Origin of the sequence: Halioxenophilus sp. WMMB6 (assembly GCF_033283405.1) — a bacterium.
Classification (GTDB): Bacteria; Pseudomonadota; Gammaproteobacteria; order Pseudomonadales; family Cellvibrionaceae; genus Halioxenophilus.
Genome location: NZ_JAWMQR010000002.1, coordinates 683,497 through 706,422 on the forward strand (window position 1 = coordinate 683,497; position 22,926 = coordinate 706,422).

The window sequence follows — 22,926 nt, forward strand, 5'->3', positions numbered from 1 at the left end:
ACTACCCCCAACTGAAATTAATTGTAATTATTACGTCAGGTAACTCTGCTCAATCACCCATTAAGCCATTAATTCGGGTTGGATAATCTCTCCGCCGTTATTAACCAGGGCTGCAAACGTTTGCCAATTTTCAACTCAACCTGGTAACGCGGTTGCGCACGTTCCGGGTCGGCGGCGTAGCGGTAACTGGGCGCAGGTAAACCGCGAAAAAAGTCGGCCAACGGCAGTGGCACATGCACACGATCAATTGCCAGCCGATTAACATACCCCTGCAGCTGATTACCACTCCAGTAAACGGAGATAACGCCGGCCATCACCAGGGTTTGGCTACGGTCGCGGTAACGCTGCGCCAGTGCCTGCCTATCAAGCCCAGCGTCGACCACAAACAGTCTGGAATAACTGTTCTGCCAAAGCCCCGCCTGGCGCTCGATGCTCTTTAACTGCCGCTGACGCTGTTCATCTTCACCAGCGTGCTGCAGGTTCGCACGCGCCTCCTCAACGGCGGACTCTGCCCGTTGTAGCACCGTGCGGTAGGCCTCACCGTCATACTCGAGCACTAGATAAACATTGATATGGCGATCAAGCAGCCGTGCATGGCGAGGTTTGGTGGAGTGCTTCAACCCCACGACATCGACACCCAATTCACTCAGTTTGGCCTCGTCCAACCAGACGGGGCGAGCGCGATAACCATAGTAGTAGTCGAAGCGAAGATTTTCGGGCACCACCTGCCAATCCAGCTTCAGCTGCACTCCACTGTTCTCGCGCCCATAGCGATAGGACGGGTAATAGGCCAACTCCCGCTCGGTGAGCTGCAGGGTGTAGAGCGGTTCGCCGGAGCGATTGTAGGCCACGCTCACCAAGATCAGAGCGTTGACCAGCAGTACCAACACACCAGCAGCGATAGCTACTTTATTCATGGCCGCTGCCCCTCACCTAAGGCTAGCGAGCGATACCGTTTGTAGAACACCAGCAACGCAATGGAGACCAACGCAATCAGTAAAAAGAAAAGATATTTCGGTAGGCTCTGCCACCACCAATCAAAAAATTTGGTGTAGAGAAACAGAACAAAGAAAGAGTTGCCGGTGTTAACGCAGTCGTTCCATTGCTGGCGAACCCCCAACGTGATTAACAGTGCACTCAAGGTAAAACCGAGCAGTTGATAAAAGCCCTCAATAAAGCTCCTATCCCAGGGCAGATAGCTGGCCCGGCCGTAGTTGGCAAGAATCAATACCGGGATCATACACAACAGACAGGCCAGCACCCGATAGATGGGCGCAAAGCCGCTGTAGCGATTGCTCTTCAACCATAATGGCAGGGTGAAAATAGCTACCGCCGGCAACAGAAACACCTCCGGCCGCTCCCCCATATAAATCCAATAGCCGCCGGCGTAGGTGCAGGTACGTGCCGCCAAAAAGCCGGCAAAGGACAAAATAGCCGCCCCCAGCAGTAAGCGCACGTCAAACGCATAGGCCAATAGCAGACCATAAATGGCCCACAGCAGAAAGGCGTTCTCCGAGGGGGCAAAATTATAGATGGAGCCGAGCATCATCAGATTGAGGACAAAGCAGGCGAAGCTGACCATGCTGGCCAGTTTGGCGTAGTAACCAGTGGCTTCACGCCGGGCAAACCAGCTACTGAGTAACAGCGTTAGCAGGGGGGAGGCAATCAACACCAACACCTGCACTGGTGTCACCAGATAACCCCAAAATTGGTAGAAGAGGAAAAAGATGCTGGCCGCCAGGGCCAAGGCGCCGATAAACGAAGCAACTTTCATCCCCAGGGAGAACTGTTTTTGCCGCTGGTTTACATCGACGTCGTAATCGCGTGTCAACTCGGCCAGGAGTTGCTGATGGTAGTTGGCAATCGCCTGCTGCTGTGCTTCGCCCAAGGCTAATACGCCGACCTGCTGCAGCTCAGCGAGCTCACATTGAAACTGCCGTATCTGGTCCGCCCGTTGCTGGGCTCGCTGCCGGTTATCCATAACGGGTGCACGCCATTGATTAGTGGGTTTGCGCAACAGATCTACAGGCCGAGCCACCAACGATTGGACCTGGATAGCCCGCCACTGACCGGCAACAATAACGGTAAGCCAACGCCGGGTAAAGGGTGGCGCTTACCAGGGCCATAACTGGCAAATCTGTCAGGTTACTGCTATAAAAATAGACTTGGCCGCCAACAATTATTAACCATCAGCCACAGCTCCAGCTGTTAGCAGATAAAGTACCTGGAGCCCGCGATTCTGATGACCGACCACGATCACTTCCGCTCAAGCCCAATTCCGAGGGCCACTATTATTGCGCGTACTGCGTGGCCACAAACCGCCTGCCAACACCGGCCCCACCGACCAGCCCAACCCGCCAGCGCCCGAGTTTAGCACTCATGAAACTGACCATCAGGCTACTGACCATTCTCTTGGCGAGCACTTGCCAAGCCACCTTTGCTGAAAATACCTTAAAACTGCTCAACTGGGAGGACTACATAGCCGACTCCGTACTGGCCAAGTGGGAAGCGCAATCTGGTTATAAAGTAGAACAGGTTTATTTCGATAACGATGAAGACCGGGATGCAATCCTACTCTTTTCGGCCAACCACAATATCGATCTGGCGGTGGTGGATGAGGTTATCGGCGAACGGTTTGGCGAACAGGAGCTCTTGGTCGAGCTGGATAACAACAACCTACCCGGGAAAGCCAACTACCACCCCTTCTGGTCCCAACGCTGTGGTCACTATGCGGTGCCCTACCTGTGGGGCACATTGGGCATCGCTTACCGCACCGACAAGGTGAGCCAGCCACCCACCTCCTGGCTCGACATCCTCCAACCCAACACAGCCCTGCAGGGCCATGTTGGCATGATGGAAGACTATACCGACCTGCTGGCACCAGCCTTCTTTTACCTGGGTAAATCCATCAATAGTGAGGCCCAGGAAGATTTGGTAGCTGCCTTTGAGCTGCTCAAGGCTCAGGCTCCCAGCGTGCTCACCTATGAGTACGCCATCACCTATGTCGGCAGCAACGAACAGGCCGACGAGCTCTACATGGCGCTGGTTTACGGCGGCGACCAATTTACCCTGAATGAGCAGGCGCACGCTGACCAGCACTGGCGCTATGTTATCCCCAGCGAAGGCACTGTTCTCTGGGTGGATTGCTTGGCTATCCCTACCACCTCCCAAAACCAGGAGATTGCTCTGCAATTTATCAACTTCCTCAGTCAGCCGGAGATTGCCGCAGAGAATGCCGAGGCGCTCTACTACGCAACCCCCAACCGAGCGGCCGAGCCCCTTTTGGACCCGGAGTTCTTCCATAACCAGGAAGTTTTTTTGCCTAAGGCTGTACAAGACCGCAGCCAGCTTTACAGCCCATTAAGCGAAGAGAACATCGAGCGCAGATTACGAATCACTAACGCAATTATGAATATTCATGAAACTCGGAACTCGCGCTAGCTTACTGATACTACCGGTAATTATATTCAGCTACGGTCTTGCCGCCTTCGCGGTCTACCAACAGCAGTGTCAGCTGTTGGTAGATACAGAGCAAAACCGGATCCAGTTTCGCCTGGGCGAATTGCGCTCGTCCTTTACCACCTACAACAGTTTTGCCGATGCCTATTTGGTCTCACTGGCCGAAGGCGATGCACTGACCACGTTTATCCGCGAGCCGAACAATATTTACCGGGCTAAATTATTGAGCGGCAGCCTGCGCGCCTCGCTCAAACGCTACTTCACCGAGGCAGCTGAATTTGCCTCACTTACCATCGTCGACAATAACCAGGTGATCTACTACACAGAGAACAGCACAGATCCCTTTGCCGAGGCAACAGCAGAAGAGGTCAACTTCGCCAACGAGATGTTACGCAATAAACAGCTGCAGCAGTGGCAACTCTCGGTACAAAATGGAACCACCAAGATTTTACAAGGGCTTATTTTAGACGCCCGCACGTTGGCGCCCCCCATTCCCACCCAGTTGGAGAACACCATTCAGGTGGTGGTGACCATAATTCCCTCCAGGTTCAACCAGCTACTGAGCACCGCCGAATTGGAGTACGGCAGCCAGGCACAGATCCTACACAAATTGCCCACCAGCCGATTACCTGAGGGAGAGCTCGGCGCGGGCGTTAAACTGCAACAGGATTATCGCCTGGAGATCATCCCGGCTCCCGCTTATTTAGCTGGCCTGTTGCACTCGCTGCTTAAACAGTTACTCGTCAGCACTGCCATCGGCGTAATACTGACCTTTATCGCGCTGCGACTGTTGATCAACCGGTTTATCACGAATCCTGTCAGCCGTCTCAATCAACAGCTACATGAGGTGTCCACCAACCGGCGCGCAACGTTGGAACAACCCAGCAATCGGGATGAAATTGGCGATCTCGGTCGCCGTTTTTATCAACTCTATGAAAAACTGCACGAAAACTATCGCAGAACCAACCAGCAATATCGTACCGATACACTCACGCAGCTGCCCAATCGGGTCCAATTTTATGAGACCGCTCCCCAACTGCTGATTGATGCCCGCACCAAGCAGAGCAATACCAGTTTCATCTATATCGACCTGGATAACTTTAAATTTGTTAACGACAAATATGGCCACGAAGTGGGCGACCAACTGTTAAAAGCGGTTGCCAGCCGGCTAAATCACCTGGTGAGTCACGCCCTGCCTGCCGCAGACCTAGACTCCTCCCTCGTCTATCGGTTATCCGGCGATGAATTTATCGTAATGCTGCCAGAATGCAACAATACGTTGGCAAGTAACATTGGTGAAAAGCTGCTGCATATTTTTGTCGATGGCTATCGCTTCGAACTGGGCCACTTTCCGGTCACACTCAGCCTCGGGGTCGCCACCGCACCAGAAGATGGACACACGCTGTCACAGCTGGTCTCCAACGCCGACCTCGCCATGTACGAGGCCAAAAAGTCCGGTAAGAACCGTCTGGCCTGCTACTCCAAAGAGCTGGCCAAGGCGGCGCGCAAGGCCCGCGAGATTGAAACCCAACTGAAAATGGTGGACTGCGACCAGGAGTTCGCCCTGCACTATATGCCCGTAGTCAACCGCGACGGCAGCCTGCGTGGCTTTGAAAGCCTGGTACGCTGGCAATCACCATCCCTGGGCGTGGTTTCTCCCGCCCTGTTTATCCCCATTGCGGAGAGCATATCGGAATTTGAAAAAATTGATCGCTGGGTGATTAACCGAGCCATGCAGGAGCGCCAGCAGCTGGCTGCGATCTATGGCGAAAATATTATCGTCTCCATCAATATCTCATCGGCCGAACTCAGCTCAGACACCATACTGCAAGTGCTCACCGAGGCAACTCTGGCAAATCAGACGGATGCCCGTAATTATGTTCTGGAGATCACCGAAACCTTCTCTCTGGAGCAGGACAACACAGTCTATAACCGGCTTCATCAAATTCGCGCCCTGGGCTTTAAAATTGCCATAGACGATTTTGGCACCGGCAACACCAGCTTGATGCAGATGGTGGACTACCCAATCGACGTGATAAAAATGGACCGGCAAATGGTACTGCGACTGACCGACAACAATAAAGTACCGCTGGCGGCGGCACTGATTGAGCTCTGCCATTCACAGGAGATAAGCGTCATTGCCGAGGGTATTGAGACCCCTGAGCAGGAGGCGTTTATGCAGCGCGCCGGTTGTGATTTTCAGCAGGGCTACCTCTGGGGAAAACCCAAGTCACTGACGGACACCATTCAACCGCTGTCGCAATGGCGATCGGAAAGCGCCTTTAACAGGCAGGCCAAACAGTAGATAGGCAAATAAAAAAGGCCACCACTGCGGCATGAACAGTGGCGGCCAACAATGCTAATCCCTACCGATAGCAGGAAAAAGCCTAGCCAAGTCTAGGCTTCACTATTAACGTAATAGACCAAATCCCGCAGAGTTAACTCGCCATCTTTATGAGCAACACAGGGGTCCGGCTGCCAGTAGTGACCATGCTCTTTGTACTTCAGATAGCTGTCACAACTCACCAGCATGGTACCGAATACCTCCATCAAAATAGCTGAAGCAACCGGGCCCAACTTTTCGCCGCTATTGATAACACCCGCTTCACGCATTAGATAGAAAAAGAGCGGCGTGTGCTTGGCCAGTTTTTTACCGGCCGCATCCAAACAGTGCCAGCCGGGAATCTCGTCGAACTTAAGGTCCTGATTAGGATTAATAGGATAGCCCTTATCCTTCAGCGCCTTGGCGACGGTCTGGCCACAGGCCAGGCCGACGACGTAGCCGCGCAGTAGATTGCGGAATGCCAGTGAGCGGTCGTGAGCGATGGTATTGCGACCCACCACCGGATCCGGCAGATGAATTAATTCATCTGCCAACAGATGGTCGATGGCTTTCGACTTCACATACGGAAAACAGTGTTTTACATCCAGCAGATAGCGCCAATCCACCACCAACTCCGGTGGCACCTGGCCAAAGCCAAGAGTACCAAAGCGCTCATCAAACAGCTCAATCGCCGGGTGATCTTCGTTCACCGGATAAACGGAACGGACCATAGTGTGACCAAAACGGTAGGCCGCCACAGAGAACTCTACCGGCATGCAGATACGACCACAGTGATCCAACAGATTACAGAAGGGGTAGTCGCGATCTTTGGGATCTTTGCGCGCATTTTCAACAATTTTGGGCAGCGCAAAGTTATAGATGTCGTCATCGCAAATGCGCTCCAGGTAATCATTCAGCACAATGTATTGATAGTGATAACGCACATCCCGCTGCGCCTCCTCAAAACTGCGACCAATTAAGCGGCGGTTGTGAAAGCGGATAAACATCAGTTGCAACTGAGAGACAAAAAGATTCTCATCGTTGCGCGGGTCACCAATCAGTGCCCGCCCCTCGCTGTTACGCGGCAGGTCGAGCGGATTTTCTACACCCTCCACCTCACTGCCAACCAACATGCGACCGGGCTGACTGGAGTCGTACTGAAAAGGGCTGGCATCCGGGCCAAAGCCATAGACGCAATCGAGATCCAGCGAGGCCGAACGCAGATTGGGCAACTTGCCAATTTCAGCACCACTGAGCTCACCACCGTGTAACTTGGTGGCTGTATCCAAAGTAATATCATGATCGATAAATTGGGCAAAGAATGTGTAACCGGCGGGGATACCGCTATCGGCGGAACTATTATCGGCATCGTGCATAGTGCCGCCGACACCGCCTAACAACCTGGCCACCTCCTCTGCCTCGCACTGGGCTTTAATGCCGTATTCGTCGGCCCAGCTGGGTAAAGCATCCTTGCCAAACAACTCGCAAAAATGGCCGAGGCTCATGTGCGAACAACCTTTGGCCTTGGACGATCCATGCATCGGTTTTGTCTTTTTCATCCCTAATATCTCCTTTTTAATTGCTATTTTTTATGATCCATCAATTAACTGAGCAAGTTGGCACCTATGCAATAGTGGCAACATTTTATTTGCAAGCAGCATCTGCAAAAATTCGCCACTGCGACCAACCGCTACAACCACAACCCCCAGACAAAAGAGGGATATCCAAACCGAAATGGGGTTTGTGATAGTTCTGCTATCTTGGTGCAAATAGTGATTAGGTAATCTCAGAACACCCCGCTGCTTTTTTTAACAGCGCACACCGCTTGCCAATTTTTATTGGTCAGCGAATGTGTGAATGCGGGACGGGATACTAACGAGAAGATTGTTGATCGAGAAAGATCAACCGAGAAAAAACCGGGAAAGAAGGAAGAAAAAGTCGTCGTTTATTTTTAGCCATCACTGCGTTAAATAAAATGACGACATATCAATGAGTAAACTTTATCGAGCTGACCCAGAGCTAGTCTAGAAAACCGGAACAGTGCCAGGCAGATATCCTGGCTATTTTTAATCAAGCAAACTTTTGGGTTTAAGCCAGATTCGCTTTGGCCATTCAACGTGCCAAAGGCACTCAAAATTGCATTCGTTGAAGCGTCAATTAAGAGTGGTCGACCGGCTCAGCTGTCCCGATTGCGGCCAAAATCGACGGTAATAATATTATCTTCACTGGCCACCACCGCCGCTTTCACTTTCTCCCGGTCGGCATCAATACGCAGATCAATCAGATTTAAACAGATATCACCAAAGGCTTCGGCGGCGGTTGGTTTGCCCTGGGCCTTATCCAAAGTCGGCTGCCGACTGTTGATATCGTAGCTATAGGTAAATGCGGCCCGGCCATCAACCGGCAGCGGCTCGCGATCGTAGAGAAAACGGCGCTCCAGCTTTTCCATCACCTTGATCAACTTACCCTCTTCCAAAGGTTCGGGATCGAGACGATAAACCTGCTCACTGGCAATAGCCTGCAACTGCTGCCGCAAGGTGGCGCTGTCGTAGAGATCGGCCTGTTTACAGATGGCCGCCGCCTCCCGCCAAAAGCGATCGGTAAAGTATTGAGGGAAATTGGCGAACTGTTCAGTGGTGACGCCACAAAAAACCATAATGTACTGGCTGTACTGCTCCTGGGCGACAATACAGGTATCGGTACCAATCAACGCCGCATGGCAGCGCCAGACCAGATCCGCCTCATGCACCGGCGCGCGCACAATATGCCGGTGCAGTGGCTTGACCAGCTCCTTTGGCAGGTTAAACAGGATCATGAAAGCCGGCCCCACTAACAGGTTTTACGGGCTCACACATCAGGCGAATACTCTCCGCCGGCGTGGCAAATTTTTGCAGAAGGTGAGTAATCAGCTCGTCGGGGTAACCCAGCTCGGTAAGCGCCTGCTGCATACAATCCAACCAGGCCTCTTTATCACCCATGTTAATGGGCAGGTGCTTGTGGGCCACCGGCAGGCTAATGGAACCATACTGCTCGGCGAACAATTTTGGTCCGCCCAACCAGCCCGACAAGAAAGCCACCAGCTTCGCCTTGGAAACCGTCAAATCCTGAGCGTGCATATTGCGAATACGGAGAAAACGGGGCTCCGTTTCCATAATTTGATAAAAACGCTCAACCAGCGCTTCGAGACCCACCAGTTCGCCAACGGCCCGGTAACTGCCATCGCCAACACCAAACACGGGTAATTCACTGCTGTTGTCACTCATCTTAGACCTCGACCACAGACGGCCGCTGAGACAGGGAACGACTACCTACCCCCGCCTTGTAGAGCTTATCCAAAAGCTCCTGCCGCCCGGCCAGCCCCCGCCCCACCAGCCAGGCCATCTCCGTGCCGGTCAGCAGGGTGGCGGCCACCAGGCGAATATTACCGGTCATGATCTCAAAGCCGCCGGCAAACTCGGGTGGAGTGTGCAGCATGGCGCCCACCAGGCCGCGGCCATCTTTGATGTGCTCGATATTAAAACGGATCGCCATGGGTTCGTCACGCAACAGCGTGGTGGCCAGCCGCGGAAAGGCGGCCAGGGTGTGACTGATCTCCGCGGTCATGGGAAACAGCCAGGTATCGGTTAGCGCCATCAGTGAATCGTTGTCGGCCAGTTGTATCTCCGGTGACTCGACATACACCTCCAAGCCCAGGCCATTGGCGGAACGATCCCGCTCCACCCAGGGGTCGGAGAGGCCATCGGAGATAATACAGGCGCAGTCGCCATGCTTCAGGGCCAGCCAGGCGGCATCGGAGGGCCACTCTGGGCCATCGTTCACCGGCCCCATCATCGACGTCAGCGAGAAGATCTCGGGCGAGAGTATCTTCTGCAGGGCAAGGTGCCGTAACTGACTGGCTCGCTCCAGCCGCTCGGCATAATTGTTCACAGGGGCGGTACCAGACATAAACTTCTTCACTCGCTAAACAACCAACAGTAGGACTACAGGAGCAAGGATAAGACCAGCCACAACCCCCACAAAAACCAGAAATAACCAGTTAAATCAATAGATTATATAACCACCCCCAGTTGCTCACTTGCAGCAAAGACAACAAATTGGAGGAAAGCCAGCAAAACAGAGACGCCGGTAAAACCGCAGCGTCTCAATGTTCAGGGGACGTTAGTGGCAAAGTGAAACCGACTTGGCGATAATCTCTCTCACTCAGGCAGATTACCACTTAGCGATTTCAGTCAACGATGCCATCAACCGTCAACCCGCCGCAGAGAGCAAGCACAACGGGTCGCAGGACCGCATTGGCCTTAGGGTGATACCAGAATGCTGGGTAACACGAAGAAATCTTAGCTCCCCGAGGATCTCACCTTGCACGACAACAATATTGGTACGTTACGTTTTTTCGGCGCTTTTTTTGTGCTCCTAGGCCATGGCTTTACACTTTCCGCCGGCGATGCCGCGGTTCATGATCCGCTTAGCCATTGGTTGAAATTTTATACTCCGTTCAACAAAGCTCTACCTGGTGTTGGAGTAATGCTCTTCTTCGTGTTGTCGGGCTACCTCATTACCGCCAGTTTTCAACGCAGCCGCAGCACGATCGATTACTGCTTGGCAAGATTTTTACGTATTTACCCAGCGCTGTTCGTCGCTGTGATTTTCTGCCTGCTGATAGGGCTCTTTTTTACTACATTACCCGCAGTCGATTATTTAAGACATCCGGCCACACATCGTTTCTTTACTCAAAATACCGTTTTGTTTCTGGGCATCTCATTCCACCTACCTGGAGTCTTTTCCCAACTACCATGGCCAAACGGGATAAATGGATCACTCTGGACACTTCCCGTTGAGCTTGGCATGTACGGCTACGTTTTCGTACTGGGTGTACTGAAAGTATTCAACAATCGTCTGCTGTTTAATATTGTTGCCAGCGCACTCGTTGGTCTGTTCCTTTATAACCCCGGCGACTTCCCTCTATTAACCCGACCAGGCTATGCCTATCTCGGCCTCTCCTTTCTGTTAGGCGCAGCCTTTTATATCAATCGCGAAAGGATTAACTACAACTTGTCGGTATTGGCGGGATTGGTGCTACTCTCCGCAGTTCTCTACGGCAGCCGCTATTACAACTTTTTCGCACTGATCACCTTTACCTACGGCGTTCTTTTTTTAGGGCTGAGTCAACGTTTACGCCTTCCCCGGTTAGACAAATACGGTGATCTCTCATACGGACTATACCTTTATGCCTTTCCCGTACAGCAGACACTGATTTACTACATCGGAGGACATCACCCCTGGCTACTTAACTTATCAGCCTTGATCATTTCTCTGGTATTAGCCGTACTCTCCTGGCGTTTTATCGAACAGCCGGTACTGGCTAGGCGTATAACGATTGTTAATCTAATCACCCGGGCCCACCTCGCTCTTACCAAGCGCTTATTAAGTGAGCCAGTCAAATCCAAAAACTAATCCACAAGGAAAATAGATGAACCGTATAGCGCTACTCCTATTGGCACTGGCTCTCCCCTGCGCCGTCACAGCGGAGCCAAGTAAACGCGAAAGCGTTGAGGAGCTGATGTCACTTACCAAGGTCGACAGCATGGTCGACAGCATCTACAGCCAAATGGATAAGATGTTAATCAACATGAGCCAACAGATGGGTATTCAGCCGTCTGAGCAGGCGGTCTTCGACAATTTTATGCGCAAGGTGGCCGCTGCGATGCGGCAGGAGATGTCTTGGGAGGTGATGAAAGAGCCGATGATTAACATCTATCTGAAGACCTACACAGAGCAGGAGATACAGGACATGCTGGTTTTCTATCAATCGGAAACCGGCAAGTCCCTGGTCGCCAAGATGCCAGCGGTTATGACTGAATCGATAACACTCTCCCAGCAGATGATGAGCAACTTTATGCCCACGTTAAGAGAGCTGAGCGCTGAATTTGCAACGGAGATTGAGGCAGGCCGGGCGCAAAACCAGTAGCCACCACATTCATGCACTACCATCCCCAGTAAGCAAAAGGGCCGAGCTTTTATCACTACCAAGGCCGGCTCACTCCCAACTAACCATCAAGGATTGAATATGACCCAGGAAGACGCCGCCAAAGCTGTGGTAATGCAATATGTCGAGGCTTTTAATCAGGGCAACATGAATAAACTGCGGGAGATACTGGCCGACGACGCCCAGATTCAGGGGGTTTTTGGCCAGGGTATTTTTGACAAGATAGCCCCCATTTGGCGCCAGCTCATCGAGGGTTATGGTATGCAACTGGAGGTGCAATCGATGGTCGCCGAGGGCAACACCGTCGCCGTACGCTACCTCGAAAGCGGCACCTTTCGCGCCGCCGCCTTCGGCCAACAGCCCACTGGAAAATCCTATCAACTGGTTGCCATGGAGTGGTTTGAAATTGAAGCCGGTAAAATAAAAAGCCGCTGGGGTGCGCGTGACTCTGCCTCACAAGCCAAGCAACTTGGAATCTAACCGACAACCCCATATCCAAACACCGTCTTGAGCAATATCCCTACTTAGAGCAAGATTCGAGAGGTTACCAAATCACCGACCAGTGCGGCAACAGCGCCGCTTTCACTGCCCTGGAGAACAAAAACTAAGAAGCCTTACCGATAACCTTGCGCACCAACACCTTGCGAATAGGGCCATCTATTTTTTTCTCCAAGACAATTGAGCTAAGCACAAGCACGATTACCAATAAAACGCCGAAATAGGGCTGATTGAGAACTATCGTATTTGGAGCTAGAAAATAGACCAGTTCGCCAATTGGTTTATGAAAAACATATATGGGATAACTCGCCAACCCCAAAAGGACCAACCATCGACTTAAGCGATCAGCTTTGGTGGTTGCACACAAAATCAAGCATGCCGGGAAAACCAAAAACACGCTCAGCACATCAACCAGGAAGTCAACCGCCCCTAATGCAGGCACAAAGAACATCAGAAAAATCATCAGCATCGCCAGAATCGGACTCTGAGGAAACCTGCCACTTTCCAGCTTCCTACTAATATATACCCCCATCAAAATGCCAAACGCTGCACGCAGAAATCCTGTTATTACGGAAATACCCCCCCAGCGAAAGCCGCTATCGAGATTCCCCACCTCTGACGCGGCAAGAAATAAACCAGCACCCGCAGCAGTGAGTAAAATACCAAGTACTTTTGGTTTAAGTAATGGCCTGCCAACGGCATATAGAAAATTGACAATCAATTCAAAAAAAAGAGACCAGTAAGGACCATTGACTGGATAGAGACTGCCTGCCATTGAGGGCAGCGAAGGCAAAAACAGCAGCGACAGCACGCCCACGCTGATAAAATCATTCACCCCCAGCAGATCAGCTCCCGGGCTGGATAAAATGAAAGCAGGCATAGCTATACAGAGCGAAGCTAAATAGACAGGGTAAACCCTAATTAATCTTAACTTCACAAACTGGCCTATCGTAATATCACGCCGTGCCAGTCTACCCGCATAAGATTCGGCGATAACAAATCCACTTAAGATAAAAAACAGATCGACTGCCAGGTAACTCCGGTAAACTTCAAAACCCCAGTAACCCACCGTATGCCTGAGCAATATAAAGATTGCCGCAACGCCACGGATACCATCCAGGTACGCATATCTTTTGTTCATATTTCTACTTCCAGGAATCCCAGCACTACTAGACTATCGTTGCACACCGCAAGAGCGATACTGATTCCCTATTAGACTCAACAGTGATCCAATCACTGTCATCCGCAACCGCAGATACCCGCAAATCATCCCCAACAGCCGCCATCCACGATGCCACCATCAGTAATAACATCAAGCCAAGGTTACAACAAGTTGCTATAGCCATGAATAAAACAAGGCTATATTGGAATTTAACCACCCGCTTCACTATACTCGACTCATTCCAGGTTCAACTTTGTGGCTGTAAAGCCTCTCCCTGTGTATTTCAGTTGTAGAAAAGAAAGACCAAACCCGAAGACTGATTATGGCCAGCAGTAAGACCAACCGCTGCCTAACCAGACTTTAGTAAACAGAAACAGGCTAGTGAACCCACGCTCGTGAACCCGCGCTCGACATTGATCACCGGTCGCTATTCGACCGTCGCTCTATCTCTTTTACCCTTGGCTTGCGCACTGGTGGCAGTTGCTGCAATGCGATTGATTTCCGATTACACGGGAATTGTCCATGTGGCATTTTACCTGCCACTGCACACCCTGCTGGAAATTCTCTCCGTGGTGATATCCGCGCTGATTTTTAGTGTTGGCTGGAGTAACAGTAGCCGGCAGTATATTGGCTTCATCTACCTGCTCGCTTACGCCTTCCTTGCAGTTGCCATTTTCGATTGCGCGCACCTGCTCTCTTACGACGGCATGCCGGATTTCATTACCCCCAACCACCCGGAAAAGTCGATCAACTTCTGGTTGATCGGTCGCGCCCTGGTGGCGATTGTACTTTTTTTGGTAGTGCTAAAGCCGGATATCTCCAGCCGCGCCTTTAGTAATCGGCTGCTCACCTTAGCCATTACACTCACTCTCACACTGCTTGCCTGCTATATCATTTTGTTTCAGGAGAGCCGTCTACCGCACACATTTATCACCGGGCTTGGGCTCACGCCCTACAAAATCCGCTTTGAGTACACGGTCGTCTTGGTGCACATAGCCAGCGCTATTCTGCTCGCCTTTCGGCTGCGCCGGCCACTGCCGTTTAATGGCGTTGTGCTGCTGCAGGCGCTGTGCATTATGATTCTCAGCGAGTACCTGTTTACCCGTTATCGCGACATCAACGACACCGATATCTTTCTGGGTCACGTCTTTAAAAGTGTCGCCTACCTCTTTTTATATCGCGCTATCTATACTGAGGCGATCGAGCTGCCCTACAACCTGCTCAATAAAGCCAAGCGGGAAATTCAGTTTCTGGCCAATAACGTACCGGTTTATATCGCGCAGGTTGATAAGCACAAGCGCTTCAGTTTTGTGAATCGACCCTATGCACAGCTCCTGGGGGTTCCCCCCGCCAATATCGTCGGCCAGCCGTGTGAGCTGGTTTTCGATAAAACCACATTTAAAGCACTTGATCCACTTATGAACAACGCTCTGCTAGGGAAGTCCAGCACCATCGAGCTCAGCCTAAACTTCGCAGGAGGGGTGACCAAAACCCTGCTCTACCAGTTGCAGCCGCAGCCCGGCCAGCAGCTACACCGAGATGGGTTTATTGTGGCGGTGTCGGATATCACCGAGCTGGTGCACAGTATGCAGCTGGCCAAACAGACCAGCGACCTGCTGCACTCGATTATTGAGCATGTGCCGGTATGTATCTTCTGGAAAGACAAAAATTTGAACTACCTCGGCGGCAACACCCCCTTCGCCCGCGATGCCGGCCTCGCCTCGCCTGAGGAGCTACCCGGCAAAACCGATTTCGAGCTTCCCTGGAAGGATCAAGCCAACAGTTATCGCGCCGATGACCAACGAGTGTTGGACTCCGGCGAAGCCAAGCTTAATTTCATCGAACCGCAAACCACTGTCGATACAACGGAGCAGTGGGTAATGACCTCCAAGGTGCCACTACGCGATAACGCAGGCGAAATTATTGGCGTACTCGGCGTTTATGCCAACATCACTGCCATGCGCAACACCGAGGCAGCGCTGCGTAAACTTTCCATGGCAGTGGCTCAAAGTCCGAATGTGGTCTTTATTACCGACGCCGAAGAGCGCATTGAGTACGTCAACCAGGCCTTTACCGATATCACCGGCTACAGCAGTGAGCAGGCCATCGGTCAAACTCCGCGACTGCTTAAATCCAACAAAAACTCTCCGGTGGTCTATCGCGATCTCTATACCCACCTCACTCATGGCGAGACCTGGCGCGGTGAGCTGATCAACAAAACCCGCCAGGGCACCGAGTACATCGCCTCGGTGATTATTTCACCCATTCGTCAGACCGACGGCACACTCACCCACTACCTCTGCCTGCAGGAAAATATCACCCTGCAGAAGCGCGCCCAGCAGCGCATCGAAAAACTGGCCCACTTCGACCAACTAACCGGGTTACCCAACCGGGAACTGCTAAGGCAACGCCTAGACCAGGCGATTATCACGGCCCAAACAAACAACAGCTCTTTTGCCGTAATGTTTATTGACCTGGATCACTTTAAAAATATTAACGACAGCCTCGGCCACAGCATCGGCGACCAGGTTTTGATTCGCACCGCAGAGCGTATTCTGAGTAACTCCCGTGAAGAGGACTCCGTCTGCCGACTGGGGGGCGACGAATATATTCTGATATTGCCCAACACCGACAAATTTGGTGCTGAGCGGGTGGCGAGAAAAATTATCGATACCATCTCCCAACCCATGCATATTCATCAGTACGAGTTGGTCATTACCCCCTCCATCGGCATCGCCTTTTATCCCGAGCAGGGCGAGGACCTGGAGGCGCTCTCCAAAAATGCCGATACCGCCATGTACTACGCCAAACAGAGCGGGCGCAACAACTTCTACTGCTTTAACCCCGATATGCAGGCGCATACCGCCCGCACAGTTATTTTGGAGTCCGCGTTGAGGCGCGCGTTGGAGCAGGAGCAATTCACCATTCACTACCAACCGCAAATCGCCCTGGCCAGCGGCAAATTGATTGGCGCCGAAGCGCTTCTGCGCTGGCACCATCCCGAGTTGGGCTGGGTGTCGCCCGCGGAGTTTATCCCCATTGCCGAGTCCGCCGGCTTGATCAACCCCATCGGCGAGTGGGTACTGCGCAATGCCTGCGCGCAACTGCGCAGCTGGCTCGATTTAGGCTTGCCCGCCTTGGTACTGGGCGTTAATCTCTCCGCGGTACAGTTGCGCCAGAGCGATATTGCCAGCACCATTACCACCATACTGCAGGAGTACGATCTGCCCTACCACTGCCTGGAGCTGGAAATTACCGAAGCGGTCGCCATGAGCAACTATGATGCTGCCGTGGAGCTGATGAATAATCTGCGCGATAAAGGCGTGCAAATTTCGATTGATGATTTTGGTACCGGCTATTCCAGCCTCGCTTACCTCAAGCGCTTCAGCGTCTCCAAACTCAAAATTGATCAATCATTTATTCGCGACAGCAACAGCAGCCCGGAAGATAGAGCCATCATTTCCGCCATTATTAAAATGGCCGGCAGCCTCGGCATTAAAACCATTGCCGAAGGGGTAGAGGATGAGCAACAGCTGCACTACCTGTCTGCTGAGGGTTGCAATGAGATTCAGGGCTATCTAATCAGCAAGCCGCTCCCAGCGGCCGATTTTGCACTTTTTTGCCAGGAGTACTCCACCTTCGGCCACGCCACGGCACCGACCGACAGCCACTAACCCGCCATTAACAACATAATAAGGGCACCCGTACTGGGTGCCTGAACCAAGCAGGATTAGGGATGACTATCAAACCAACTACACCGTTCATCGCAGCTACCATCGCGCTACTGCTTTGCGGCTGCACACTGTTCACCTCCCACTACGACGCCACCCGCCTGGAAAATTTTACCCACTTAAAGGCGATCCATTTAAAGCTGTTTCACGACTGGACCGCTGACTCGACCAAAGCCTGGAACGCAGCGGAGATCCAGCAATATTGTGAGAGTGGCGATCTCGCTTTTTGGCAGGCTTTTGAGTTCGCCAAATCGAAAGAGCGGAGTGACCAAACCGGGCAGAAGGCCATCACAATTCTGTGGGACGAATTCACGGCCAACTGTGGGCTGCTAATAAAACGGCAAAAATTATTCAGCACGGTTTTTCGCGATGAACTCCTGCCGCAGATCGAACAAAATTACGACTACGCCATTCAAGGCGAGCTAACGCGCGTTAACGCACCCCAATAGGAGCTATAACCGATGACCAGTTTAGATCAACTGCTCAACACCTCAGGCGACGCCGCCAAAGAGCTGATTAAAAGCCAATTGCTGGAGCTAATCGACAGCGCCAAATCGGAGTCGGCCACTGTGGTAAAGGAGAGCGCTGAGAAGATAGAGCAGTGGCTTAAACTGCGCCTTGCCGGCGAGCTCGACAAGGACGAACTGCAAGCGCTGTTGGACTCCCGCAAGCGCGTGGTGGAGCAGTTCCTCAACAGCCAGGAGATTGCCGCCCGGACACGCCTGGAGAAGATCTCTGTCGGATTGATCAATCTGATTCTCGATCAGGCGCTGGACTCACTACTTTAACAACGGCGAATACGCTTCGCTTACGCAACTGATCACTACCAACTCGCTAACTAATGCTATCGGTTCAGCAACACGGCTCTGAGATTTGTTGGCAACTGACTAGCTGCGCACGACTAAATAGCTGCCATTGGCCACTCCGGCGCTTACGCCACACCGGCAGCGCCACGTTCCTATGGCGTGGTCGGACGCTGGTTCTTTTAAATTAAACAACTCCCGGCCCCGGCAGCCGGGAGTTATCCGTTCACACCCCTTAAAGCGCGACTTGCACGCGACTTCCTTCCAGGCGCACCCGGTAGACCGGAATGCGTACATTCTCATCCTCCAGGCACTGGCCATCGGTTAAGCGGTAGTGCTGTTTGTAGAGCGGCGAGGCGACGGTGATATTGTCACCCAGCTGCGCCAACAACCCGCGGGAGAGCACATTGGCGCCACCAATGGGGTCGAAGTTGCCGACAGCAAAAAGCCGCTCTGAACCCTGACGGAATATGGCCACCTGGCGCCCCTCCACCAGTGCACAGAGGCCGGTGTTGGGGGTCAGGTCGTTTAAGTCACATACGGCTGTCCAGTTACTCATGGCCCTCTCTCCCCTTACACGGCTTTAACAATAATGTCGGATGTATCGGCTTTCTCTTCAACGGTAGCCGGACGGATCTGATCACGCTCCTGCACAAACACCACATTGCTGTCGGTAGCATCACTGTTGATGAAGTGGCGGAAGCGCTTTAACCGCTCCGGGTTTTGCAAGGTGGTGGCCCACTCACACTGGTAGTTGCCAATATTGAGCGCCATCTCCGCCTCCAGCTCGTCACCCAGCCCCAGGCTGTCTTCAATAATCACCTGCTGCAGGTAGGCCAGGCCACCTTCCAGGTTGTCGCGCCACACCGAGGTACGCTGCAGGCGGTCGGCGGTGCGAATGTAGAACATCAGGAAGCGGTCGATCATGCGGATCAACGTCTCTTTGTCGAGATCCGTGGCCAGCAGCTCAGCGTGGCGCGGCTTCATACCGCCGTTGCCACACACATAGAGGTTCCACCCCTTCTCAGTGGCAATCACGCCCACATCTTTACACTGGGCTTCGGCGCATTCTCGGGTACAACCCGAGACAGCAAATTTCAATTTATGCGGTGAACGCAGACCCTTGTAGCGGTTCTCCAGTTCTATCGCCAAACCGACCGAATCATCCACCCCGTAGCGGCACCAGGTGCTGCCGACACAGCTTTTCACTGTGCGCACCGATTTACCGTAGGCGTGGCCGGTTTCAAAACCGGCATCCACCAGACGACCCCATATCTCCGGCAGTTGGTGCAGCTGGGCACCAAACAGGTCAATACGTTGGCCACCGGTGATTTTGGTGTAGAGGTTGTAGTCTTTCGCCACCTGAGCCAGCACCAGCAGTTTATCCGGGGTGATCTCCCCGCCGGCAATGCGCGGCACAATCGAGTAGGTGCCATCCTTCTGCATATTGGCGAGGAAGATATCGTTGGTGTCCTGCAGGGCGATGTGCTCATCCTGCAACACATATTCATTCCAGCAGCTGGCCAGAATCGAACCGATAGCGGGCTTGCAGATTTCACAGCCGTCACCCTTGCCGTGCTTGGCCAACATCTCACTGAAGGTTTTGATGCCGCCGACGCGCACCAGGTGGTAGAGCTCCTGGCGGGTGTAGGCAAAGTGTTCGCAGATATCCTTGCTCACCTCCACACCCAGCTCGGCCAGTTCGTGGTTAACAACACTGGTCAGCAGAGGCACACAGCCACCACAGCCGGTGCCCGCCTTGGTCGCCCCTTTAACGTCAGCCACGGAGCCGCAACCACCGGCAACGGCGCCGGCGATATCACCTTTGGAGACATCGTGACAGGAGCAGATCTGCGCGGTAGCCGGCAGTGCCGCCACACCCAGGGAGGGCTTCTCGGCACCATCACCGACAGGCAGAATCAGCCCTTCCGGGCTCTCGGGCAGCTCGATATTGTTCAGCTTGTACTGCAGCAGAGTGCCATAATCTTCGGCGTCACCGACCAGCACAGCACCCAGCAGGCGCTTGTTGTCGGCACTGACCACCAGCTTTTTGTAAACCTCATCGGGCTGGTTGAAATAGGTGTAGACCAGCGCGCCCGGGGTATTGGCATGAGCATCACCAATCGAGGCGACATCCACCCCCATTAACTTCAGCTTGGTGCTCATATCGGCGCCGGTAAAGGTCTCATAACCGCCGGCAATATGGCCGGCCGCCACCTTGGCCATGGCATAGCCCGGCGCCACCAGGCCAAAAATTCGGTTTTGCCAAAGGGCACACTCACCAATGGCGTAGATATCCGCATTGGAGGTCTGGCAGTAGTCATTCACCGCGATACCACCGCGCTCACCCACCTCCAGGCCGCTGCTACGCGCCAGGCTATCCTGCGGGCGGATACCGGCCGAGAAGACGATGACATCAGTCTCCAGGTTGCTGCCATCGGCAAACTCCATGCGGTGGCCATGGTTCTCTCCAGCTACAATGCGCGAAGTGGCCTTGGCCAGGTGCACACCCACACCCAACTGCTCAATCTTGTCTTTCAAGAGCGCACCGCCACCATCGTCCACCTGCACCGCCATCAAGCGCGGGGCAAACTCGACCACATTGGCCGTCAACCCCAGATCTTTGAGCGCCTTGGCCGCTTCCAGCCCCAACAGACCGCCACCCACCACGGCACCCACTCGGGCACCGGCTTTGGCGGCAGCGGTAATCTGTTCCAGGTCTTCTATGGTTCGGTAAACAAAGCAGTTCGCCCGGTCATTACCCTCGATGGGTGGCACAAAGGGGTAGGAACCCGTCGCCAGCACCAGTTTGTCGTAGGCGATGGTGGTGCCGCTGTGCGCCGTTACCACCTTATTTACCGGGTCGATGGCCTCTACCCGGTCATTGAGATGCACCTCCACACCCTGGCGCTCATAGTCGGCCAGGGTAGTCATGGCCAGTGACTCAGGCTCATGGGTTTTGAAGTAGTCCGTCAAATGTACACGGTCATAGGCAACGCGCGGCTCCTCGGCGAAGGTGACAATACGCACCTGGTCGCGCGCCGACGAGGCCAGCAGGCTCTCTATAAACTGATGGCCAACCATGCCATTACCCACCACCACCACGGTAAGCTGGTTGCTGTTGATGGAGTCTTGCGCTGTCACTGCGTTAGTAATGTTCATCGGCGATCTCCGTTTTAAGGGCAAAAAAAAACGCCCACCGCCAATCTGACCTTTTGTCAGTTGGTGGTGGACGCCTTTGTCCGAGCTTAGTGTTAATAAATCTGGTTGGCGGCTAGTGCCAAAACTGGCTGATTACCGCCTATCTGGAGATCTTATAAACAGAATTCATGCCATTAATTTATTTTCTCGGTAAAACAATAGGTTAGTTAAGATCTAACCAGTAATCCCCAGTAGTAACAGCTGAGGTTGTGTTTTTATATTGTGCAAATAAAAATAAATTGCACCATTAAAAAACATTTATCGTCGTTTTGTTTGCACCTTTTTTGCGCCTGTCGCCTTGGCTGCATCGATCAGAATTTGGCTCACCTCTGCCAGGCGCAGATTGGAGTCCATCGCCCGCTGCTGGATCTTGCGGTAGGCCATCTCTTCCGAGAGCCCCAGATTTTTAATCAGCAGCGCTTTGGCCTGCTCCACCAGCTTGCGCTCTGACAGCGCCTGGCGCGCCTCCTCCAACTCCACCCGCACCCGATTGAGGTGCTGCCCCTGCTCCTGAATCACATCAAACAGCGACCGCGCCAAACCCGACTCCGCCACCTCCAGGCCACCGGCCAACTCACCCAGCAACATGGAGACCGGGGGCCGGTCGGTGAGCAGCAGTGGCGCCCCCTCCTCCGCCGGTTGCAACCTGGCCAGCAGCGCCTGCCGCTCTTTGAATTCACTCTCCGCCACCGCCAGGCGGGCACCGCTGAGCGCCTGTAACGCCGCCACCGCCTCCAGCTCCAAGCTGCGCATGGCATCGATGCGCTGAGTGGCCAGGTCGTACCACACCTCGCTGATCTCCGGCGCTATCGCCTGCCCCGCCGCCAAACCACCGACCAGAGCACGCAGCCGATTGAGCTCGAGCGCCGACTGACTGGCCTCTATTTGCCGCCAGCGCTCGCCGAGGTCCGCCTCGGCAAACTGGTTGAACACCTCCAGGGCGTGCTTCTGCGCCGCCTGCAGATGGGCCTGCCGCTCCTTCAAGCGATCGTCAAACGCCCCCTGGGCAAAGCCAATCGACACCCAGGCGCGCTCCTGGCCGGCATACTCCTTACCCTGCATCAGGTTGAGCAGGCTCACCAGGCCGCGACTCAAGGCCGGGTCGCCGGCGCTATCGGCCACCTCGCCCACCACCGATAACAGCCCGGCAATCAGGCGGCCAAAAGCGGTGGTCGCCTTGGCCGGCGCCAGCTCACAGCCATTCATCTTTACCCGCAAACCATTGAGCTCAACCAACCCCTGCAGGACATAGGCGACCGCACTCAGCAGACGTGCGGATCCGCGCCACTGGGCGCCACCCAACAGCTGCAGCAACCCCTGCAGCTTCTGCTCACACGCCACCGACACCGCAATCTGCTGCAGGCGAGCATCCGCCAGGCGCTCCCCGCCCGAGGCCAGGTAGACATTGGTCAGGCCGCGCTCGCGCTGGAGACTGTGCACCAGATTGCCAAGTTCAGTCACCAGGTTACAGACGTCGACCAGCTGGCGCAGAGACTCGATCTCCACCCGCTTGGCCGCAATCAGAAAGTCCGCCGCTTTCACACACACACCCTCAATCCACTTTTCTCCGGCACCCCTAAAGCGAGGCCACCACACAGCTGCAACCTTAAGGGATAAAACCCTCCGCTCGCACCCCATTCGCCAAGCAAACTGCGCTCCACAACCCCGAACTCACCTGCCGGTGCCGCCTTAGCGCCCATGCTCTTTTATGTGCCAATAGGATAATTAGAAATGGCACCATAATTGACCATAACTAGAAACAT

At 53.5% G+C, this 22,926-nt stretch carries 18 protein-coding genes; 8 read left to right on the forward strand and 10 right to left on the reverse strand.

Going from position 1 to position 22,926, the window contains the following annotated elements:
* Positions 1 to 68: 68 nt before the first annotated feature.
* Together SBL51_RS08595 and SBL51_RS08600 are read right to left on the reverse strand one after the other, a co-directional pair.
* On the reverse strand, positions 69 to 917 hold the full coding sequence (locus SBL51_RS08595; RefSeq protein WP_317930490.1) for a DUF4824 family protein: 849 nt from the start codon (positions 915 to 917) through the stop codon (positions 69 to 71).
* Complete coding sequence (locus SBL51_RS08600; RefSeq protein ID WP_317930491.1) at positions 914 to 1,981, reverse strand: DUF2157 domain-containing protein; 1,068 nt, start codon at positions 1,979 to 1,981, stop codon at positions 914 to 916. The genes SBL51_RS08595 and SBL51_RS08600 overlap by 4 nt, the downstream gene beginning before the upstream one ends.
* 398 nt (positions 1,982 to 2,379) lie before the next feature.
* Between SBL51_RS08600 and SBL51_RS08605 the strand changes: the two genes are divergently transcribed.
* Both SBL51_RS08605 and SBL51_RS08610 read left to right on the forward strand, forming a co-directional pair.
* Complete coding sequence (locus SBL51_RS08605) at positions 2,380 to 3,441, forward strand: spermidine/putrescine ABC transporter substrate-binding protein (RefSeq protein ID WP_317930492.1); 1,062 nt, start codon at positions 2,380 to 2,382, stop codon at positions 3,439 to 3,441.
* Positions 3,419 to 5,764: an EAL domain-containing protein gene (locus SBL51_RS08610; RefSeq protein WP_317930493.1), complete on the forward strand. Its 2,346-nt coding sequence runs from the start codon at positions 3,419 to 3,421 to the stop codon at positions 5,762 to 5,764. Before SBL51_RS08605 ends, SBL51_RS08610 begins: the two co-directional genes overlap by 23 nt.
* Positions 5,765 to 5,856: 92 nt before the next feature.
* Here SBL51_RS08610 and SBL51_RS08615 read toward each other — a convergent pair whose 3' ends face one another.
* The 4 genes from SBL51_RS08615 to SBL51_RS08630 all read right to left on the reverse strand — a co-directional run bounded on the left by SBL51_RS08615 (position 5,857) and on the right by SBL51_RS08630 (position 9,727).
* Positions 5,857 to 7,341, reverse strand: coding sequence for a heme peroxidase family protein (locus SBL51_RS08615; RefSeq protein ID WP_317930494.1), 1,485 nt, complete (start codon positions 7,339 to 7,341; stop codon positions 5,857 to 5,859).
* Positions 7,342 to 7,958: 617 nt separating this feature from the next.
* Complete coding sequence (locus SBL51_RS08620) at positions 7,959 to 8,597, reverse strand: hypothetical protein (protein ID WP_317930495.1); 639 nt, start codon at positions 8,595 to 8,597, stop codon at positions 7,959 to 7,961.
* Positions 8,584 to 9,045, reverse strand: coding sequence for a group II truncated hemoglobin (locus SBL51_RS08625; RefSeq protein ID WP_317930496.1), 462 nt, complete (start codon positions 9,043 to 9,045; stop codon positions 8,584 to 8,586). The genes SBL51_RS08620 and SBL51_RS08625 overlap by 14 nt, the downstream gene beginning before the upstream one ends.
* A gap of 1 nt (position 9,046) precedes the next feature.
* Positions 9,047 to 9,727: a hypothetical protein gene (locus SBL51_RS08630; RefSeq protein ID WP_317930497.1), complete on the reverse strand. Its 681-nt coding sequence runs from the start codon at positions 9,725 to 9,727 to the stop codon at positions 9,047 to 9,049.
* A gap of 414 nt (positions 9,728 to 10,141) precedes the next feature.
* Here SBL51_RS08630 and SBL51_RS08635 point away from each other — a divergent pair, with 414 nt between their 5' ends.
* From SBL51_RS08635 to SBL51_RS08645, 3 genes are all read left to right on the forward strand, one after another.
* Complete coding sequence (locus tag SBL51_RS08635; RefSeq protein WP_317930498.1) at positions 10,142 to 11,236, forward strand: acyltransferase; 1,095 nt, start codon at positions 10,142 to 10,144, stop codon at positions 11,234 to 11,236.
* A gap of 16 nt (positions 11,237 to 11,252) precedes the next feature.
* Positions 11,253 to 11,750, forward strand: a complete 498-nt coding sequence (locus tag SBL51_RS08640; protein ID WP_317930499.1) for a DUF2059 domain-containing protein — start codon at positions 11,253 to 11,255, stop codon at positions 11,748 to 11,750.
* Between the two features lie 99 nt (positions 11,751 to 11,849).
* On the forward strand, positions 11,850 to 12,248 hold the full coding sequence (locus tag SBL51_RS08645) for a nuclear transport factor 2 family protein (protein WP_317930500.1): 399 nt from the start codon (positions 11,850 to 11,852) through the stop codon (positions 12,246 to 12,248).
* A gap of 124 nt (positions 12,249 to 12,372) precedes the next feature.
* Here the strand turns inward: SBL51_RS08645 and SBL51_RS08650 are convergent, their stop codons facing one another.
* A complete protein-coding gene (locus SBL51_RS08650; protein ID WP_317930501.1) occupies positions 12,373 to 13,407 on the reverse strand; it encodes an acyltransferase in 1,035 nt (344 codons plus the stop codon).
* Between the two features lie 509 nt (positions 13,408 to 13,916).
* On the opposite strand from SBL51_RS08650, the gene SBL51_RS08655 reads away from it, so the two are divergent.
* From SBL51_RS08655 to SBL51_RS08665, 3 genes are all read left to right on the forward strand, one after another.
* The gene (locus tag SBL51_RS08655) at positions 13,917 to 17,102 is read left to right on the forward strand and encodes an EAL domain-containing protein (RefSeq protein ID WP_317930502.1); all 3,186 of its coding nucleotides are present in this window, start codon (positions 13,917 to 13,919) and stop codon (positions 17,100 to 17,102) included.
* 62 nt (positions 17,103 to 17,164) lie between these two features.
* Positions 17,165 to 17,608, forward strand: coding sequence for a hypothetical protein (locus SBL51_RS08660; RefSeq protein WP_317930503.1), 444 nt, complete (start codon positions 17,165 to 17,167; stop codon positions 17,606 to 17,608).
* 12 nt (positions 17,609 to 17,620) lie between these two features.
* Complete coding sequence (locus tag SBL51_RS08665; protein WP_317930504.1) at positions 17,621 to 17,947, forward strand: hypothetical protein; 327 nt, start codon at positions 17,621 to 17,623, stop codon at positions 17,945 to 17,947.
* Positions 17,948 to 18,197: 250 nt separating this feature from the next.
* Here the strand turns inward: SBL51_RS08665 and nirD are convergent, their stop codons facing one another.
* The 3 genes from nirD to SBL51_RS08680 all read right to left on the reverse strand — a co-directional run bounded on the left by nirD (position 18,198) and on the right by SBL51_RS08680 (position 22,705).
* Positions 18,198 to 18,521, reverse strand: coding sequence for a nitrite reductase small subunit NirD (gene nirD / locus SBL51_RS08670; protein ID WP_317930505.1), 324 nt, complete (start codon positions 18,519 to 18,521; stop codon positions 18,198 to 18,200).
* A gap of 14 nt (positions 18,522 to 18,535) precedes the next feature.
* Positions 18,536 to 21,124: a nitrite reductase large subunit NirB gene (nirB, locus tag SBL51_RS08675; protein ID WP_317930506.1), complete on the reverse strand. Its 2,589-nt coding sequence runs from the start codon at positions 21,122 to 21,124 to the stop codon at positions 18,536 to 18,538.
* A gap of 297 nt (positions 21,125 to 21,421) precedes the next feature.
* Complete coding sequence (locus SBL51_RS08680; protein WP_317930507.1) at positions 21,422 to 22,705, reverse strand: nitrate- and nitrite sensing domain-containing protein; 1,284 nt, start codon at positions 22,703 to 22,705, stop codon at positions 21,422 to 21,424.
* Positions 22,706 to 22,926: the final 221 nt, after the last annotated feature.

Coding starts and splice junctions, on each gene's coding strand:
- SBL51_RS08595 (WP_317930490.1), bottom strand. CDS start 917: ATGAATAAAGTAGCTATCGCTGCTGGTGTGTTGGTACTGCTGGTCAAC.
- SBL51_RS08600 (WP_317930491.1), bottom strand. CDS start 1,981: ATGGATAACCGGCAGCGAGCCCAGCAACGGGCGGACCAGATACGGCAG.
- SBL51_RS08605 (WP_317930492.1), top strand. CDS start 2,380: ATGAAACTGACCATCAGGCTACTGACCATTCTCTTGGCGAGCACTTGC.
- SBL51_RS08610 (WP_317930493.1), top strand. CDS start 3,419: ATGAAACTCGGAACTCGCGCTAGCTTACTGATACTACCGGTAATTATA.
- SBL51_RS08615 (WP_317930494.1), bottom strand. CDS start 7,341: ATGAAAAAGACAAAACCGATGCATGGATCGTCCAAGGCCAAAGGTTGT.
- SBL51_RS08620 (WP_317930495.1), bottom strand. CDS start 8,597: ATGATCCTGTTTAACCTGCCAAAGGAGCTGGTCAAGCCACTGCACCGG.
- SBL51_RS08625 (WP_317930496.1), bottom strand. CDS start 9,045: ATGAGTGACAACAGCAGTGAATTACCCGTGTTTGGTGTTGGCGATGGC.
- SBL51_RS08630 (WP_317930497.1), bottom strand. CDS start 9,727: ATGTCTGGTACCGCCCCTGTGAACAATTATGCCGAGCGGCTGGAGCGA.
- SBL51_RS08640 (WP_317930499.1), top strand. CDS start 11,253: ATGAACCGTATAGCGCTACTCCTATTGGCACTGGCTCTCCCCTGCGCC.
- SBL51_RS08645 (WP_317930500.1), top strand. CDS start 11,850: ATGACCCAGGAAGACGCCGCCAAAGCTGTGGTAATGCAATATGTCGAG.
- SBL51_RS08650 (WP_317930501.1), bottom strand. CDS start 13,407: ATGAACAAAAGATATGCGTACCTGGATGGTATCCGTGGCGTTGCGGCA.
- SBL51_RS08655 (WP_317930502.1), top strand. CDS start 13,917: ATGCGATTGATTTCCGATTACACGGGAATTGTCCATGTGGCATTTTAC.
- SBL51_RS08660 (WP_317930503.1), top strand. CDS start 17,165: ATGACTATCAAACCAACTACACCGTTCATCGCAGCTACCATCGCGCTA.
- SBL51_RS08665 (WP_317930504.1), top strand. CDS start 17,621: ATGACCAGTTTAGATCAACTGCTCAACACCTCAGGCGACGCCGCCAAA.
- nirD (WP_317930505.1), bottom strand. CDS start 18,521: ATGAGTAACTGGACAGCCGTATGTGACTTAAACGACCTGACCCCCAAC.
- nirB (WP_317930506.1), bottom strand. CDS start 21,124: ATGAACATTACTAACGCAGTGACAGCGCAAGACTCCATCAACAGCAAC.